The 17,456-nt window shown below is 30.0% G+C and carries 16 protein-coding genes; 14 read left to right on the forward strand and 2 right to left on the reverse strand.

The features are described 5' to 3' along the window. Positions 1-277 precede the first annotated feature (277 nt). Positions 278-868, forward strand: a complete 591-nt coding sequence (locus QMG63_RS03935; RefSeq protein WP_281861891.1) for a phosphoribosyltransferase — start codon at positions 278-280, stop codon at positions 866-868. Here the strand turns inward: QMG63_RS03935 and QMG63_RS03940 are convergent. Beyond that, positions 865-1,407, reverse strand: coding sequence for a hypothetical protein (locus QMG63_RS03940; RefSeq protein ID WP_281861892.1), 543 nt, complete (start codon positions 1,405-1,407; stop codon positions 865-867). The two genes, QMG63_RS03935 and QMG63_RS03940, sit on opposite strands and share 4 nt — an antisense overlap. A 23-nt stretch (positions 1,408-1,430) precedes the next feature. Continuing rightward, positions 1,431-2,816, reverse strand: a complete 1,386-nt coding sequence (gene asnS, locus QMG63_RS03945) for an asparagine--tRNA ligase (protein ID WP_281861894.1) — start codon at positions 2,814-2,816, stop codon at positions 1,431-1,433. A gap of 141 nt (positions 2,817-2,957) precedes the next feature. Between asnS and murI the strand changes: the two genes are divergently transcribed. The 13 genes from murI to lepA all read left to right on the forward strand — a co-directional run bounded on the left by murI (position 2,958) and on the right by lepA (position 17,449). Further along, complete coding sequence (gene murI, locus QMG63_RS03950; protein ID WP_281861895.1) at positions 2,958-3,722, forward strand: glutamate racemase; 765 nt, start codon at positions 2,958-2,960, stop codon at positions 3,720-3,722. Further along, a complete protein-coding gene (gene rsgA / locus QMG63_RS03955; RefSeq protein WP_281861897.1) occupies positions 3,719-4,660 on the forward strand; it encodes a ribosome small subunit-dependent GTPase A in 942 nt (313 codons plus the stop codon). The genes murI and rsgA overlap by 4 nt, the downstream gene beginning before the upstream one ends. After that, a complete protein-coding gene (locus QMG63_RS03960; protein WP_281862116.1) occupies positions 4,632-6,968 on the forward strand; it encodes an endonuclease MutS2 in 2,337 nt (778 codons plus the stop codon). Before rsgA ends, QMG63_RS03960 begins: the two co-directional genes overlap by 29 nt. Continuing rightward, the gene (locus tag QMG63_RS03965) at positions 6,969-7,364 is read left to right on the forward strand and encodes a hypothetical protein (protein ID WP_281861899.1); all 396 of its coding nucleotides are present in this window, start codon (positions 6,969-6,971) and stop codon (positions 7,362-7,364) included. It begins immediately after the preceding gene. 110 nt (positions 7,365-7,474) lie between these two features. After that, the gene (locus QMG63_RS03970) at positions 7,475-8,071 is read left to right on the forward strand and encodes a V-type ATP synthase subunit E (protein WP_281861901.1); all 597 of its coding nucleotides are present in this window, start codon (positions 7,475-7,477) and stop codon (positions 8,069-8,071) included. Between the two features lie 10 nt (positions 8,072-8,081). After that, entirely contained in the window at positions 8,082-8,630 is a 549-nt protein-coding gene (locus QMG63_RS03975; protein WP_281861903.1) for a DUF2764 family protein, read from the forward strand. An 11-nt stretch (positions 8,631-8,641) separates the two neighbouring features. Next, on the forward strand, positions 8,642-10,381 hold the full coding sequence (locus QMG63_RS03980; protein ID WP_281861904.1) for a V-type ATP synthase subunit A: 1,740 nt from the start codon (positions 8,642-8,644) through the stop codon (positions 10,379-10,381). Then, positions 10,382-11,686, forward strand: coding sequence for a V-type ATP synthase subunit B (locus QMG63_RS03985; RefSeq protein WP_281861905.1), 1,305 nt, complete (start codon positions 10,382-10,384; stop codon positions 11,684-11,686). After that, positions 11,686-12,282, forward strand: coding sequence for a V-type ATP synthase subunit D (locus QMG63_RS03990; RefSeq protein WP_281861907.1), 597 nt, complete (start codon positions 11,686-11,688; stop codon positions 12,280-12,282). The genes QMG63_RS03985 and QMG63_RS03990 overlap by 1 nt, the downstream gene beginning before the upstream one ends. 10 nt (positions 12,283-12,292) lie before the next feature. Continuing rightward, positions 12,293-14,113, forward strand: a complete 1,821-nt coding sequence (locus QMG63_RS03995) for a V-type ATP synthase subunit I (RefSeq protein ID WP_281861909.1) — start codon at positions 12,293-12,295, stop codon at positions 14,111-14,113. A gap of 14 nt (positions 14,114-14,127) precedes the next feature. Continuing rightward, a complete protein-coding gene (locus QMG63_RS04000; RefSeq protein ID WP_281861911.1) occupies positions 14,128-14,562 on the forward strand; it encodes a V-type ATP synthase subunit K in 435 nt (144 codons plus the stop codon). A 63-nt stretch (positions 14,563-14,625) separates the two neighbouring features. Then, entirely contained in the window at positions 14,626-15,603 is a 978-nt protein-coding gene (locus QMG63_RS04005) for a tetratricopeptide repeat protein (protein WP_281862118.1), read from the forward strand. 46 nt (positions 15,604-15,649) lie between these two features. After that, positions 15,650-17,449: a translation elongation factor 4 gene (gene lepA, locus QMG63_RS04010; protein WP_281862120.1), complete on the forward strand. Its 1,800-nt coding sequence runs from the start codon at positions 15,650-15,652 to the stop codon at positions 17,447-17,449. Positions 17,450-17,456: the final 7 nt, after the last annotated feature.

Consider the following 17,456-nt stretch of genomic DNA (forward strand, 5'->3'; position numbering starts at 1 on the left):
AAAATTTTTCAAGTTTTAATAAGGCAATGTCTATGTGAAGAGGTTAAAATTTAAATGGAAGTGATTCTACCTAAGAATTTATATTTAAGTGTTTTAGGAAAAGAGGTATTGTTTATATCAATGAGTTTTATTTTTAATTAAATATGAGTAAATATGAGTAATATGAATTTTTTTTGTAATGTTGGGCGCTTGCAAGAGTAGCAAATATATTGAATTTAATGCAAATAGTCAATATTTAGATAAATCTTAATTTTATGCGTTTTGAGGTGTTATATTAATGAAAAAATTTGTTTCTTATGAAGAGATAAGAATAAATGGTCTTAAGCTTGCTTATAAAATTTATAAAAATGGATTTATTCCTGATATTATGTATGTCTCTTTAAGAGGAGGAGCTTATCTTGGTAATATTATTAGTGAATTCTTTAAATTTGTTAAACTAGAAAAACCTCTTCTTTATGCTGCTGTTGTTGCAAGATCATATGATGTTTCAAATAAGCAAAAAAAAATAATGATAGATGGATGGACTTATGATCCAAAATACTTAAGAGCAGGGGATAATGTTTTATTTGTTGATGATATTTTTGATACTGGTCGTACAATTATTCATTTGCGAGAAGAAGTTTTAAAGAGAGGAATAGATAGTCAAAATGTTAAGATTGCTGTTTATGATTATAAGGAACGTGGATATGTGAATTATAAACCTGATTATTATGTTAATAAGTATTCAAGTGAAGATGAGCTAAACACTTGGATACATTACAGTAATCATGAGTTAATAGGCTTATCAGAAAATGAGTATAAATTAAGTTTTTTTAATTTAGATGATGAATTGAATGATATTTTAAAATTTTTGTCTTGCAAACTTTAGTTTTGCTCGATTTTGATATATTCCAGTTCATTATACCCTATGATCTGTAATGCCTTTGTTATTTCTCCTAAATTATCTTCTGAGATTGGACCAATTAAAGCAAAATTATTTTCTATTTGTGTATTTATTTTATTTAGTGCTTTTATTTTTTTAAATATATCTTTTGTATGAGTTGAATAGACTTTGATGTTATACCATATGTTTTTCTTTGATTTGGATGTTTGTATGTTGTTTTTGTTTTGAGGATAGTATATTTTGTTAGATTTTCTTATTTTTACGATATTGTTTATGGGTTTTTGTGCATCTTGCTTTTTATTAGTTTTATCAATTTGTAGATTTGGATCTTTTTTTCTTATAATGTTATGATGATAATCTTCTTTTTTGTGTGGATAGTTTATTTTATTGGATTTGTTGATCTTAGGCTTTTCTCTACTGTATTGATAATTTGATTTTTTACTTGTGATTTCTTTTTCTATATTTGGAAATAACATCAATGCTGATAACATTAATGTTATTTGACATAAAATTTTTATTTGCAATTGTTTCCCCCTAAAACTTTTTATTAGAAATAAAGAGTTTTAGGAGTCCTTGGAAATGGGATGACATCTCTAATATTGGCCATTCCTGTTATATATTGTATTAATCTTTCAAGTCCAAGTCCAAATCCAGAATGAGGAGTTGATCCAAATCTCCTTAAATCTAAGTACCAATTAAGAGTTTCTGTTTCTAAATTTAGCTCTTTTATTCTTTTATTCAACTTATCCAAATTATCTTCTCTTTCACTACCTCCAATTATTTCTCCAATGCGTGGAACTAAAATATCCATTCCTTTAACAGTTTTATCGTCTTCATTCATTTTCATGTAAAATGCTTTAAATTCTTTTGGATAATCAATAACTATGGCAGGTTTTTTGATGATTTCTTCTGTTAAATACCTTTCATGTTCTGTTTGTAAATCCATTCCCCAGTAAGGTTTTATTTCAAATGTTTTTGTTGCATTTTCAAGTTTTTTAATTGCTTGGGTATATGTAATAACTTCAAAGTTAGAATTTATTACATCTTCAATTTTTTTGATTAGGCCTTTTTCAATGAAATTATCAAAAAATTCCATATCTTGATTACAATTATTTAAAGTCTCTTTTAAAATATACTTAAGAAAATCTTCTGCTAAATTGATATTATCTTCAAGTGTAAAGAATGCCATTTCAGGTTCAATCATCCAAAATTCTGAGGCATGGCGTGTTGTGTTAGAGTTTTCTGCTCTAAATGTCGGTCCAAATGTATATATTTTTGATAAAGCCATTGCATAAGCTTCACCGTGAAGTTGTCCAGTTACTGTAAGGAATGCTTGTTTACCAAAAAAATCGTTTTTAAAGTCAACTTCTTTTCCGTTTTTTATGTTATTAAAATCTAAGGTAGATACACGAAATATTTCACCGGCCCCTTCTCCGTCATTTGATGTAATAATTGGGGTATGTATGTATAAAAATTCATTTTTTTGAAAATATTCATGAATTTTATAAGAAATTTGATTTCTAATTCTGGCTACAGCCCCAAATGTGTTAGTACGAATTCTTAAATGAGGAATTTCTCTTAAAAATTCAAAGGTGTGCCTTTTCTTTTGTAAAAGATATGTTTCTTGATCCGCTTCTCCAATTATATTAAAATTTGTTGTTTTGATTTCATAGGTTTGTCCTTTTGCTGGACTTAAGATTAAAATTCCGGTTAATGATATACTGGCACCTGTTGTGAGCTTTTTAAATTCTTTTTTTTCAAATTGATGATCTTCTTCATCAATGATCGCTTGAATTCCTTTAATATTTGAGCCGTCATTAATTTCCACAAATGAGATCTTACCATTACTGCGTTTTGTGCGGATCCATCCTTTCACTGTGATTATGCTATCTAGTATGGGATTATTTAAAATTTCTTTGATGCTCTTATGCATATTTTCCTCTTTTATAATTTGGTATTAATGATAATTATAATTTAAACTATGATAGTTTAAAAGTTTGTTAGGTTGTAAATATTATCAATTGTCATTGAAAGAGAATAAATTAATTTCTATACTTAGATTTAAGTAAGGCTTATGAGCAATTTAAAGAATGTTATAGTTATTTTTGATTCGGGTGTTGGTGGACTTTCTTATTTTGAGTATATAAGCAGAAGGCTTGTTAAGAGAAATTATGTCTATATTGCAGATAACAAGAACTTTCCTTATGGTGAGAAGAGTTCAGACTTTCTTTTAAAAGAGATTTTAGAACTAATTTTGAAATTGGAACAAATGTATAATGTTGTTGCAATTGTTATTGCTTGTAATACAGCTTCTATTAGTGTATATGACAAATTAAATTTTAATTTTCCTGTAATATATACTTTGCCTTCAGTTGGTTTAGTAGAAGAGCTTTCATATAAAAGGGTTATTTTAATTGCAACACGTGCTACCATTAATAGTAAATTTATTCAAAGAGAAAAAGATTGTCATTGGGATTTAATTTTAAAACCCGCAAGTGAGCTTGTGAATTTTGTAGAATATGGAGATAGATTTAAGGAAGATGCCCTTAAATATTTAAATTTCTTAAAATTAGAGGTTAAAGCTAGTAGGCGGGATATAGTTTTTTTAGGATGTACACATTATTTGCACATTAAAGACATGATTGAAAATTTTTTAGGAATTCCTGTTTATGAGAATCGTGAACTTGTGACTAATGAGCTTGTTAAAGAATTAAAGATCATTGAAAGTCATGATGATTGTTTCACACGTTATTTTTATTTAACACAAGATGAAAATTTGTATTTCTATAAGAATTTTTGTAAAAAATATGGTTTGCATTTTAAAGGAATAATCAATTGAGCGATCTTAGATTTGAGGTTCTCTGGGGTGTGAACAATATTTATTCTATTGTTAATGTTAATACCAATGAAATTTATGAAGGAGTTATTAAGGGGAAAGTTTTAAATACCCAGGATAAAGAATATAGCCCCTTAGTTCCTGGTGATTTTGTTTGTGGAGATATTTATGATGAGGGTAAGGTATATATTAAAGAGAGACTTAAACGAAAAAGTGTTCTTTGGCGTTATAATAAAAAGGCTGCTCTTAGGCAAATTATTGTTTCAAATATAGATAATATTTTAATTGTTAGTTCTGCTAATCTTCCTGAGATTAAAAATTCATTTATTGATAGAGCATTAGTAGTTGCTGAAGAACAAGGAATTACTCCTATTATTTTGATAAATAAGGTTGATAAGGGTATGAGCATTAAAGTTGATACTTTTATTAAAATTTATGAAAATTTAGGTTATAGGGTTATTAAAACTTCTGCTATCACTTTGCAGGGAATTGAAGAAATAAAGGAAATTATTAAAAATTCAAGGGCTTCTTTTGTCGGGCAGTCTGGAGTTGGAAAATCTTCACTTATAAATGAGGTGGATTTAAATGCAGCGCAGGCTATAAATGAAATATCTTATAAATATGCACGAGGCAGACATACTACAGTTTATGCTATGGCTTTTCATTCTGATAATGGAGTGGTAATTGATACTCCTGGAATAAAGGAATTTGGAATTGAAAGTTTAGAACCTCTTAAGCTTAGAGATTATTTTAGAGAATTTAAAGATTTGAATGATTTTTGTAGATTTAATTCCTGTTTGCATGCAAATGAGCCAAATTGTTTTATAATGGATCAAATTGGATTTAGAATTTCAGAAGTTAGATACAATAGTTATCTAAAGATTGTAAATGAGCTTAAGAGATATAAGAATTATGCAAAAGAAATATTTGGAAAAAATTGATTTTTATCAAATATTAGCTTCAGTTGCTTCTTATGTAGCTGTTTCAGATACGGTTAACCTTCTAGGTGATCAACAAATATTGAAAACCGAGGAAGAAGTTAGTCGGGTATGTTTTTTTGTTAAACTGATCAAAAATTTTATTGAAGTTTATGACGAATATCCAAATTCTTGTCTTGAAAGTATAAGTGATTCTATTGTTTTACTTCTTAAAGAGAACTCAAGAATTTCTATTGAGGAAATTAAGAATATTATTTTTTTTCTAAGGGAAGTTTTAAGAATAATATTTTTTTTAGAGAGAAATGAATTTAAGCTTCAAAATGAAGTTGAAATTTTAAAAGAATTATTATTTGTAGATCCAAGTTTAAAGCATTTATTAGAGATTTTATGTAAGTATATTGATCTTGATGAACTTAAAATAAAGCGAGGTGTTGTCAAAAATTATGATGAGATTGATTTTGAAATTAGAAATTTAGATAAAAAAATTGAAAAACATCTCAAGCAGATAATAAGCTTAAATTCGCAATATTTAACCTCTACGCTTATTTATTATAAATCAGGCAAATATGCTATTGCACTTAAATCTAATTTTAAAAATAAAATCAAGGGCAATATTATATCTATTTCATCATCTGGTGAAACATTTTATATTGAACCAAATGATATAGTGAATTATAACAATAAATTAGGGTTTTTAAGTTTAAAAAAAACGCGTATAGTTTTAAAAATTCTGCAAGAACTCTCAGATGAGATTCGCAAACATATTGTTCTTTTAAAAGCTCTTTATAGTAAATTTTTATATTATGATTCTCTAAAGGCCAGAGCAATTTATGGAATAAAAAATCAAGGAGTGTTTCCTAAATTTGATAGTAATATTAATATTATCAATGCCCGTCATCCTTTGATACAGCATGCAAAATTTATAAATTTTTGTCCTTTAAACAATAAAATTGTAGTTATTACAGGTCCTAATGCTGGTGGTAAGACGGCAACTTTGAAAACTGTTGCTCTCTTGAGCGCTATGTTCCAATTTGGAATTCCTGTTCCAGTTGATGAGTCTAGTACTTTTAAGATTTTTGATAATATTTTAGTTGATATTGGAGATGATCAATCAATTGCAAATTCACTCTCAACTTTTTCAAGTCATATGAATAATATTGCTTATATTTTAAAGTATGCAACAAGAGATAGCCTGTTAATATTTGATGAATTTTGTTCGGGTACTGATATTGAACAAGGACAAGCATTAGCTGTAGCTGTTCTTGAGCATTTAATTAACCTTAATTCTTACGTTATTATCTCGACTCATTACAATGCTCTTAAATATTTTGCCTACACTCATGAATTCGTTGTTAATGCTTCTATGCAGATGGATTTAGACAAAATGGAACCTAATTATAATTTAATATTTTCTGTTCCAGGTGAAAGCTTTGCTTTTAGTGTTGCAAGTAAGTCTTCTATTGATTCTAATATAGTACTTAGAGCGAAAGAGATTCATTCATCTAATAAGACGGAAGTTAATGAAATATTGGAAAGACTTACAAAAAAGGAGCAGGAAATTCATTTACTTGAAGAGGAATTAAAAGGTAAACTTAAACTTATTGAACTTAAGGAAGTTGAGATTAATAATATTCGGAATAATATTATCTTGAAAGAAAGAGATTTGGAAGAGAGATTGATAAATGAACATAAAGAATTTTTAAAAAATTCAAGGAAAATTTTAGAAAATTTAGTTAGAGAGATAAAAGAGGGCAATGTTTGTACTACTAAAAATAAGGAATTTATATCTAATATTACAGATAATATAATTACCAAAACTGCTAGAGTTAGATTGCTTAATCAAGAGATTGCCACTAAAATTGAATTTAGGGTGGGTGATAAGGTTCGAGTTTCTGGGTCAAATGCTTCAGGGGAAATAATAGGTGTTACTAAAAAAGGGTTTATTGTAAATACTGGTGTTTTTAATATTACGGTTTCATCTTTGAATTTAGAGAAAATATTGGATAATAAGGAGTCTAAAAATGATAGTGATAAAAATTTTAGTTTTTCTTTTGAAATGCAAGATGATGAATTGAGTTTAACTGTTGATATTAGGGGGATGAGAGTGGTTGAGGCTATAGATTTTTTAAATAGGAAAATAGATAATATGTTACTAAGGAATGTTTGTAAATTTGAGATTATTCATGGCAAAGGAGAAGGTCTTCTTATGGAAGGAATACATGCATTTTTAAGAGATGTAAAATTTGTTAAAAAATATTATTTTGCTCATCCAAGTGATGGAGGAGTTGGAAAAACAATAGTAGAATTTTAAATGGGTATATCAAGATTTGAGGAATTTGAGAATGCATTGTTTAAGATTTGTCTTGATGTTGATTGTGTTCTTGAAGATGAATTTGGTAATTCTTATAAAGTGCATCCAAGTAGGCTCTCTAGAGGGAAGTCAGCTAATGGACTTTTAGATGGACTTTTTCGTGTTACTACTTCTTTTACCCTTGGATATGGTTCTAAGTTTGGAAGAGGATATTTAGTTATTATTGAGATAATAACTCTTGATATAGTCGATGTAGAATTTAGTAACATGGTTATAGAAAGGGGTATTAAGGTTTTTGGTGAAAAGCTTAAAGAAAGGTTTCCAGGAAAAAAACTTTCTATAGTTCATGATATTAATGTTTATAAAATTATAGGAGATTTTTTTAGTGGTGTATGATTTTCAATAATTTGGCTTTTAATAATTAAAAATTTATTGTTATACTTTTTATTGAAAGATTTGTTTATTAAGTATTTTGAGTTATTTTTTTTGTATATTAAGGAGTTCTAGTGCAGTTTGAAGTTAAAGATCTGATAAATAAAATTAAAAAAGATGGACTTGAGGAAGCTGAAAAATTAGCAAATGAGATTATTTTTAATGCAAAGAAGGATGCTAAGGCTATTGTTTTAAAAGCTGAAGCGGAAGCTAATGACTTAAAAATACAAGCTGAAGCGGAAGCTAATGAGTATAAAAGACGTTCTCTTGAGGCATCTCGTCAAGCAGTTAGGGATTTGATTATTGGTACTGAAGAAAATATTAAATCTCTTTTTAAGACTGCTTTAAAGGATTCTATTTCTAGAGTGTATGATGATAATTTTTTGAAGGACCTTATTATTAAGGTTGTAGATATTTGGAGTAAGAACGATAAGATAGATATAATGATTAATGAATCTGATTTTTCTAATTTATTATCTGTTTTAAGAGCAAAGATAGGAAATAGGCTTGATGATGCAATTGAGATTAAACCTTTTAAAGGCATAAGTAAAGGTTTTAAAATCCAACAAAGAGATGGAAATTTGTATTATGATTTTACATCAGAAACTGTTGCTGATATTCTTTTTGAATGTTTAAATCCAAGGTTTAAAGAAGTTATAAAGTTGATTTAGGAGATGTAGTATGTTAAGTCCATATTACTATGTTATGTCGTCATTACCTTATCTTGATTTAAAAGTTGGTAAGGGAGGGGGAAGTATATCAGGTTTTTTTGATAATATTGAGATTGCTTTAAGCAGGGAAGATTTTCTTTGTCTAAAGGATTTGTCAGAATCTAGATTCGATAGGGGGAATTTGAAGGTAATTGATCAATTTCTTGAATTTGAAGAAATGATAAGATATACTTTGGCAACTATTAGAGCTGAGAATTTGGGATTTTCAAAGGATGTGTATTTAGAATCTTCTTATTTTTCTAGTTATTATTTAGGAATTTTAAAACCTCTTTGTCTTAAGAAAAATCCTTTTGAGGTAGAATTAGGACTTGATATGTTAAAATGGCAGTTTTTGACAGAACTTGAAGTGGGAAATGATTTTAACTTTGAAAAATTGGTAATTTATTTGTTAAAGTTAATGTTAGTTTCAAGAAGAAGTCTCTTTATAGAAGAGATAGGCGAGAAGAATTTTGATGATATTTGTCAAAAATTAAGTATGCAAATGAGTAAAAATTTTTAAAGGAAATTTGAATGGAAGCTAGAGGAAAAGTAGTGGGAGTTATTGGAAATTTGGTTACTATTGAGATAGTTGGTACAGTTTCCATGAATGAGATTGTTTTTATTAAAACCGGTGGACGCAGTTTAAAAGCTGAGATAATTCGTATTAGAGATGGAGAAGTTGATGCTCAAGTGTTTGAAATGACTAAGGGAATTGCCGTTGGAGATGATATAGAGTTTACGGATAAGCTTTTAACCGTTGAACTTGGTCCTGGTCTTTTAAGTCAGGTGTATGATGGTCTTCAAAATCCATTGTCAGAACTTGCTGCTCAATGTGGTTTTTTTTTGGAGAGAGGCTTGTACTTAAGTGCACTTGATAGGAGTAAAAAATGGAGTTTTAATGCAACTGCGAAGGTTGGAGATATTGTTGTTGCAGGAAATTATCTTGGATTTGTTATTGAAGGTACAATTAAGCACAAAATTATGATTCCATTTTATAGAAAAGATTCTTACAAAATTGTGGAGATCGTTAGTGATGGCAATTATACTGTAGATGATAAAATTGCTGTTATTGAAAATGATGCTGGGGGTAGGCATATCATCACTATGTCATTTCATTGGCCTGTTAAAGTTCCAATTACCAGTTATAAAGAGAGACTTATTCCTAGTGAGCCTATGGTAACTCAAACAAGAATAATAGATACGTTCTTCCCTGTTGCAAAGGGTGGTACATTTTGTATTCCTGGACCTTTTGGTGCTGGAAAAACAGTTCTTCAACAAGTTACAAGTCGTAATGCTAATGTTGATGTTGTAATTATTGCTGCTTGTGGTGAGCGGGCAGGTGAAGTAGTAGAAACCCTTAAAGAATTTCCTGAGCTTATAGATCCAAGGACAGGTAAATCATTAATGGAGAGAACATGTATTATTTGTAATACCTCTTCTATGCCAGTTGCTGCTCGCGAAGCATCAGTGTATACAGCTATTACTATTGGTGAATATTATAGGCAAATGGGTCTTGATATACTTTTACTGGCAGATTCAACTTCAAGATGGGCTCAGGCTATGAGAGAGATGTCAGGGCGTCTTGAGGAAATACCAGGTGAAGAGGCATTTCCTGCTTATCTTGAATCTGTTATTGCATCGTTTTATGAAAGGGCAGGTATTGTTGTTTTAAATGATGGTAATGTTGGTTCTGTAACTGTGGGCGGTTCTGTAAGTCCTGCTGGAGGTAATTTTGAAGAACCAGTAACTCAAGCAACTTTAAAGGTTGTAGGAGCTTTTCATGGTCTTACAAGAGAGAGGTCAGATGCTAGAAAATTTCCAGCCATTAATCCTTTTGAGTCTTGGAGTAAGTATAGAGGGGTTATTGAATCTGAAAAGACAGAATATGCGAGGTCTTTTTTGGCAAAAGGTAATGAGATAAATCAGATGATGAGAGTTGTTGGTGAGGAAGGTATAAGTATTGGTGATTTTTTAGTTTATTTGAAGTCTGAGCTTTTGGATGCATGTTATTTACAACAAAATTCGTTTGATAGTGTTGATACTGCTGTAAGTCCTGAGCGTCAAAATTATATGTTTGATATACTTTACGATATTTTGCAATCGGATTTTAAATTTGAGAATAAATTGGAAGCAAGAAGTTTTGTAAATGAACTAAGGCAAAATATTTTGGATATGAATCTTACTCCCTTTAAAGAAGAAAAGTTTAATAAGTTAGAAAATACTTTAAAGGATTTAGTACGTTCTAAGAAGTTGGATTTTCGAGGTGCATAAATGAAGAGAGTATATAGCAAGATAGAATCTATTGTTGGGAATGTAATAACTGTGATGGCACAAAATGTTAAATATGGAGAACTTGCCATTGTAAGGTCAAAAGATGCAAGTTCTTTAGCAGAGGTTATTAAGTTGGATAGAGATAAAGTTTCCCTTCAGGTTTATAACGGGACTATAGGTATTTCAACTGCAGATGAAGTTAAGTTTTTAGGTCATCCAATGCAAGTGACATTTTCTGAGAATTTGCTTGGTAGAATCTTTGATGGAGCTGGTAATCCAAAAGATGGAGGGCCTCGTCTTGATGATGATTTGATTGAAATTGGCGGGCCGTCAGCTAATCCTGCAAAGCGTATTGTTCCAAGAAACATGATTAGAACAGGAATTCCAATGATAGATATTTTTAATACTCTTGTTGAGTCTCAAAAATTACCAATATTTTCTGTATCTGGTGAACCTTATAATGAACTTCTTGTAAGAATAGCTCTTCAGGCGGAAGTTGATTTGATTATTCTTGGGGGAATGGGACTTAAGAATGATGATTATTTGACGTTTAAAGATTCTCTTGAAAAGGGTGGTGCTTTAAGTAGAACAATCTTTTTTGTAAATACAGCTAATGATCCTGTTGTTGAGTCTTTAACAGTGCCTGATATTTCTCTTGCTGTTGCCGAGAAATTTGCTTTGCAAGGGAAAAAGGTTTTGGTACTTTTGACTGATATGACTAATTTTGCAGATGCTATGAAGGAAATTGCTATTACTATGGAGCAAGTTCCATCTAATAGAGGTTATCCTGGTGATTTGTATTCTCAGCTTGCGTCTAGATATGAGAAAGCTATTGATTTTGAAGGGGCAGGTTCAATTACTATACTTGCAGTTACTACAATGCCTGGAGATGATATTACTCATCCAGTTCCTGATAATACGGGTTATATTACTGAAGGGCAATATTATTTAAAGGGAGGTAGAATCGAACCTTTTGGTTCTCTTTCAAGACTTAAGCAAATGGTTAACGGAAAAACAAGAGATGATCATAGAACGATTATGGATTCAATGATTAAGCTTTATGCATCTTCAAAGGAATCTTTAGAGAAAAAAGCTATGGGATTTAATATGACAGAATGGGATGAGAAGCTTATTAAGTACAGTGGTATGTTTGAAAGTAAGTTGATGGATTTATCTGTTAATATTCCTTTAGAAGAGGCCTTAGATTTGGGGTGGGAAATTCTCTTTAGTTGTTTTGAACCTAAAGAAACTGGAATTAGAACAGAACTTTTAGAGAAATATTGGCCTCAAAAAAAGGATGAATAATGCCTAAAGTTAAGTTAACTAAGAATGAGCTTAAAAAACAAAAAGATAGCCTTAAAATGTTTAGTAGGTATTTGCCTACTCTTCAGCTTAAGAAACGACAACTTTATTTAGAAATTAGAAAAGTTGAGGCTCTTAAAAAAGCTTGCAAGCTTGAACAAGATAGGCTTAAGAGGGATATTAAATCTTGGATTTCTTTATTTGGTGAAAAATTTACTTTCCAAGATTGGATTCAAATTAAAAGGGTAGTAAGAAGTTTTACGAATATTGCAGGTATCAATATTCCTGTATTTGACTTTGTTGAATTTGAGGATATTAAGCATGACCTTTTATTGACTCCTTATTGGGTAGATAGTGGAATAGAGATTATTAAGAGTGTGATTCAGATAAATGCAAAACTTGAGGTTTTAGATGAGCAGATTAGGTTATTGGGATTGGAACTTAATACTACTTCTCAAAGGGTAAATTTATTTGAAAAAGTTATGATACCTGCTGCAAAAATTAGTATAAAAAAGATTAATATTTATCTTGGTGATCAGCAAACAGCAGCTGTTGTAAGAGGTAAAATGGCTAAAGCTAGCTTGATTAAAAATAGATAGGGATGTGTTTATGATTGTAAAAATGAGCAAAGTTTTGATTTTGACTTTATTGAAATATAAAAGAGAGTCACTCGAAATTTTAAGAGAATTGGGAGTTGTTCATATTAATTTTTGCAATAGAGTTTCAGAATCTTTAGAAAAAGTTATTGAGGAAAGGGGAATTTTTGTTCAGGCTTTATCTTTACTTGAGGATGATTCTGAAGTAAAACTTTTAAGCTCTTCAAATGAGAATTTTTTAGATGTTGCAAAGAGCATAATTAGTTTAGGTTCTGAAATTAAAGATTTAAGGGACATGCAGCGGTTATTACTTCATAAGAGAGATATTATATCCTTTTGGGGATATTTTTCTCTTGAACTAGTTAATAAATTGAGAGAAAGTAATATTTACGTGCAATTTTTTAAGTCTGGAATTGGTGAATATAAAAAATTGTTGGCATGCTCTGAAATTAAAGTTGCTCTTATTAATAATTATAAAGGTATGGCCTATTTTGTAGCTATTAATTATTCTAGACAAACAATAGATACAGCTGAGGAATATGAGTTTGAGTTTGACCTTGATTTTATTGAGAATAAGTTAAGATTTGTTAATGAAATTTTAGATCAAAAGTTAACTCAATTATCGATTTTAAATAAATATAGGGATGTTTTAAGAGATGAAATAAAAGAGTATGATCAAATTGTTGAGTTTGAGCAAGTTATGGCTGACATGGATGTAGCGTGTGATAATTTTGTATATATTACAGGATTCGTTCCAGAAGATAAGCGGGAGGATCTTAAAAATCTTAAGGGTAAATTTGTGGTACAATTTGCAGAGCCAGATGATGATGTTGTTCCCACTTATATAAAGAGAAAGGGAATTGCTAAGCTTGCTAAGCCTATTTTTGATGTTTTAGATACAATTCCTGGCTATAAAGAGAGAGATGTTAGTTGTGTTTTTATGTTATTTTTCTTTATGTTTTTTGGAATGATAATTGGTGATGCGGCTTATGGAATACTATTTTTACTAGTAGGCATTTTTCTTAGTTTAAGGAATTTTATAAAAGGTAAGCCTTTAACATCTATTCATGCTTTAATATTTTATCTAAGTACATCAGCAATAATATATGGTTCGATGACTGGTACTTGGTTTGGTAGTAATCCTTTTATTCTTGAGCTATTCCCTATTTTAAAGTCTTTCAAGCTTGGGTATTTGACGGGTACGAATGGTATGCAAAATATTATGTTTATATGTTTTACAATAGGTGTTTTACAAATATCATTAGCTCATATGTGGAATTTTATTCAAAAAGTGAAGGAAAAACCATATATACATTCAATTGCTCAAATTGGTTGGCTTGTTATAATGCCTGGGCTTTATTATCTTGTTCTCAATTTAATACTTGGCAAAGATAGGTTTCCTATGCATAGCATTGTTCTTAATATGATATGTTGTGGAGTTATACTTGTCTTTATTTTTGAGAAACAAGATGGTTCAAACTTCTTTATGTGCGTATTAAAGAGCTTCGGGGGAATAATAGAACAGTTTTTAGCTACTGTTTCAGGATTTGCAGATATAATATCTTATATTAGACTTTTTGCTGTTGGACTTGCAGGACTTGCAATTTCTGATAGTTTTAATAGTATGGCAGCAGCTTTATTAAAATCATCTAATATTGGTCTTATAATAAGTGGCATTATTTTGATACTTTTTGGACATATTTTGAATATAACGTTATCTTTGTTATCTGTTGTTGTTCATGGGGTAAGACTTAATATGCTTGAATTTTCAAACCATTTGGGGCAAGAATGGAATGGGTATTCTTATAGGCCTTTTAAAAAAATTAAAGATTAGTTAAGGAGAGAATTATGAATATAGGTTTAATAGGAGTTAATTTGGCTTTAGCAATAGCTGCAATAGGTTCAGCTTTGGGTATGGGAGCTGCCGGAAGTGCTGCTATTGGGGCATGGAAGAAATGTTATATGCAAGGTAAGCCAGCTCCTTTCTTATTAATTGTTTTTGTATCAGCACCTTTGACACAAATAATATATGGTTATATATTGATGAATACTTTAGCAGAGATAATGACACAGGCAGATCCTTGGTTATTGTTTGGAGCTGGTTTTGGTGGTGGTCTTGCAATTTCTATTTCTGCTTTTGCACAGGGTAAAACGGCAGCAGGAGCTTGTGATGCTTTTGTTGAAACTGGCAAGGGATTTGCGACAAATCTTTTGGTTTTAGGTCTCATAGAATCTGTTGCTCTTTTTGTGATGGTATTCTTGATGATATTTAAATTTGTTTAAATTTGAAGAATTAGGCATTAAATTTTCTCGCAATTTGTGAGAAAATTTAATATATTTATAGATATGCTAAAACCTTTTTTGCTCCTTTTTGTTTTCAGTTTTATCTTCAATTTAAATTCATCAGGTGTGAAAGAATTTCCGTATTGGATTTTACTTGAAAAGGGACGACAATTTATTTATTCTAAGGAAGGATTTGTTAAATCTAATCTTACTAGTGCAATTAATTATTTGCAGGAAGCTTTGCTTAGAAAAGGAGTATATCCAGAAGCTAATTATTATTTATCCATTGCTTATAGCATGATTGGTAATGTTGTGTTTGAAAAATTACATCTTCAAAAGGCTTTGGAAGATAAAGATTATTTATTAGATAAATCTTTTGAAAAAAATATACTTTTTTCTTTGGCAAAGATTGCTGAGGTTGAAGGTAATTATGTTGATATGATTGATTACTTGAATGAAATTTTAAGTAAATTCTCAAGTAGTGATGATTATTATAATTATCACTATCTCGTTCAAAAATATGAAAATACTACAGGTAATAAATTTGATATGTCGTTTTATTTACATTCTTATTTAAAACAGGTAAGGGGGACTTCTGGTTTAGATTTTACTTTTAATCTTTATAGATTTAATAGATATAGTATTATCGATACCCATCAGGCATTATCAAAAGTATATTTAAAGATTGGTGCTTATGAACTTGCAATTACCCATGGACTTGTAGCTGCGATTGGTATTTTGACTAAAATGTATGACTGCGTTAGTTATTATGAACCGCTTTATGAGTTTAAAAATTTAAGGTCTTTTGTTCAAAAAATAAATGAATATACTGATGTTAAGACTAGTTTTGAGTCTACAGATTTTTGGGAAATAGTGTATACCATTGCTTATGCTACTTATGGTTATGATGATCATAAACACACGTTAAGATCTATAGATACTTGGAAGTTGATTGTTGATCTTGCTCCTAAATTTTCGCCTTATGTTTTAAAATCAAAAATTCATATCAGGAATTTTTTGCTTAATAAAAATGTATATTAGTATAATATTCCTAAATATTTTATTTTAATTTAGGGGAGGTTTTAAAATTAGTTCTTATAAAAAAAATTTTTGTATTATTGCACATATTGATCATGGTAAATCAACTTTAGCAGATAGATTTATACAAAAAGCCAAGATAGTCTCAGATCGTGAATTTAAAAGTCAAATTCTTGATAGTATGGATATTGAAAGAGAACGGGGTATTACAATTAAGAGTCAAGCAGTTACTATTGATTATAAGTGTAGTGATGGCAATACTTATGAACTTAATTTTGTAGATACTCCAGGGCATGTTGATTTTTCTTATGAAGTTTCAAGAGCAATTTCATCTTGTGAGGGAGCCCTTTTGCTTGTTGATGCGAGTCAGGGAATAGAGGCTCAAACTGTTTCAAACTTTTATATGGCATTTGAACATAATCTTGAAATTATTCCTGTTATTAACAAAATAGATCTACCAAGTGCTAATATTGATTTTGTAAAAGAGCAAATAGAGCATGATTTAGGATTAGATTCAAATATTGCTGTTCCCATATCGGCTAAGAATGGAATAGGAATTGATGAGTTGCTTGAGGCTATTTGTAAATATGTTCCCTCTCCCAAAGGGAGTGTTAAGACTCCATTAAAGGCTTTAATTTTTGATTCACATTATGATTCTTATCGTGGTGTTATTGTGCATTTTAGAATTTTTGAAGGACAAATTAAAACTGGTGACAAGATTAAACTGATGTATGCAGATAGGGAATATTTGGTAGAAGAGATTGGAATTTTTAGAATAATTCTTGAAAGAAAAGATATTTTGGAAGCGGGTGATGTTGGTTATTTTATTGCGGGAATAAAAAATATATCAGATGTTAAGATAGGAGACACTATCACTCTTGTTGATAATCCAGCAAGTGCACCTCTTGAAGGGTTTAAAGAAGTTAAACCTGTTGTGTTTTCTTCTATTTATCCAGTTGATGCTAATCAGTATGATGATCTTTTAAAGGCAATGGATAGACTTAAATTAAATGATGCGTCACTTACTTTTGAAAAAGATGCCTCAGTTGCTCTTGGGCATGGATTTAAATGTGGATTTTTGGGACTTTTACATTTAGAGGTAATTCAGGAAAGAATTGAACGTGAATTTGATCTTAATGTGATATTAACATCGCCATCGGTGCGTTATAAAATTATTCCCAAAAAAGGGAATTCCTATTTCATTGAGAGTCCTGAACAATTTCCTGGAAATGAAAACATTGAAGTTGCCCTTGAGCCTTATATTAGAGCAAATATTATTGTTCCTACTGAATTTTTGGGAAATGTTATGAGTGTTTGTTTACTTAAAAGAGGTGTGCAAGAAAATTTGATTTATCTTGATACAAAACGTGTTGAAGTTATTTATAAGATGCCACTTGCTGAGATACTTTTTGATTTCTACGATAAGATTAAATCTGTAAGTCGTGGATATGCTTCTTTTGACTATGTACTATTAGGATATGAGGAAACAGATTTAGTTAAGTTGGATATTTTAGTTAATGGGGATAGAGTTGATGCATTGTCTCAGTTAATCTTTAAGGATGGTGCTAGAACAAAGGCTTTAAGTATTTGTAAAAAATTAAAAGATGAGATTGCAAGACAACAATTTAAAATAGCAATTCAAGGAGCTATTGGTTCAAACATTATTGCGCGTGAAACAATTTCACCTGTTAGGAAAGATGTTACTGCTAAATGTTATGGAGGTGATATTACTCGAAAAAGAAAGCTTTTAGAAAAGCAAAAGGAGGGGAAGAAGCGACTTAAGATGATAGGAAATATTGAGATACCACAAGGTGCATTTCTTGCTATTCTTAAGTCAGATGATAATTAATCTTATG

This window comes from Candidatus Borrelia fainii, assembly GCF_027925085.1.
Lineage (GTDB): Bacteria > Spirochaetota > Spirochaetia > Borreliales > Borreliaceae > Borrelia > Borrelia turicatae.

What these genes read in the sequence shown, in the direction of transcription:
- QMG63_RS03935 (WP_281861891.1), top strand. Translation starts at nt 278, where the DNA reads ATGAAAAAATTTGTTTCTTATGAAGAGATAAGAATAAATGGTCTTAAG.
- asnS (WP_281861894.1), bottom strand. Translation starts at nt 2,816, where the DNA reads ATGCATAAGAGCATCAAAGAAATTTTAAATAATCCCATACTAGATAGC.
- murI (WP_281861895.1), top strand. Translation starts at nt 2,958, where the DNA reads ATGAGCAATTTAAAGAATGTTATAGTTATTTTTGATTCGGGTGTTGGT.
- QMG63_RS03960 (WP_281862116.1), top strand. Translation starts at nt 4,632, where the DNA reads ATGCAAAAGAAATATTTGGAAAAAATTGATTTTTATCAAATATTAGCT.
- QMG63_RS03965 (WP_281861899.1), top strand. Translation starts at nt 6,969, where the DNA reads ATGGGTATATCAAGATTTGAGGAATTTGAGAATGCATTGTTTAAGATT.
- QMG63_RS03975 (WP_281861903.1), top strand. Translation starts at nt 8,082, where the DNA reads ATGTTAAGTCCATATTACTATGTTATGTCGTCATTACCTTATCTTGAT.
- QMG63_RS03980 (WP_281861904.1), top strand. Translation starts at nt 8,642, where the DNA reads ATGGAAGCTAGAGGAAAAGTAGTGGGAGTTATTGGAAATTTGGTTACT.
- QMG63_RS03985 (WP_281861905.1), top strand. Translation starts at nt 10,382, where the DNA reads ATGAAGAGAGTATATAGCAAGATAGAATCTATTGTTGGGAATGTAATA.
- QMG63_RS03990 (WP_281861907.1), top strand. Translation starts at nt 11,686, where the DNA reads ATGCCTAAAGTTAAGTTAACTAAGAATGAGCTTAAAAAACAAAAAGAT.
- QMG63_RS03995 (WP_281861909.1), top strand. Translation starts at nt 12,293, where the DNA reads ATGATTGTAAAAATGAGCAAAGTTTTGATTTTGACTTTATTGAAATAT.
- QMG63_RS04000 (WP_281861911.1), top strand. Translation starts at nt 14,128, where the DNA reads ATGAATATAGGTTTAATAGGAGTTAATTTGGCTTTAGCAATAGCTGCA.
- QMG63_RS04005 (WP_281862118.1), top strand. Translation starts at nt 14,626, where the DNA reads ATGCTAAAACCTTTTTTGCTCCTTTTTGTTTTCAGTTTTATCTTCAAT.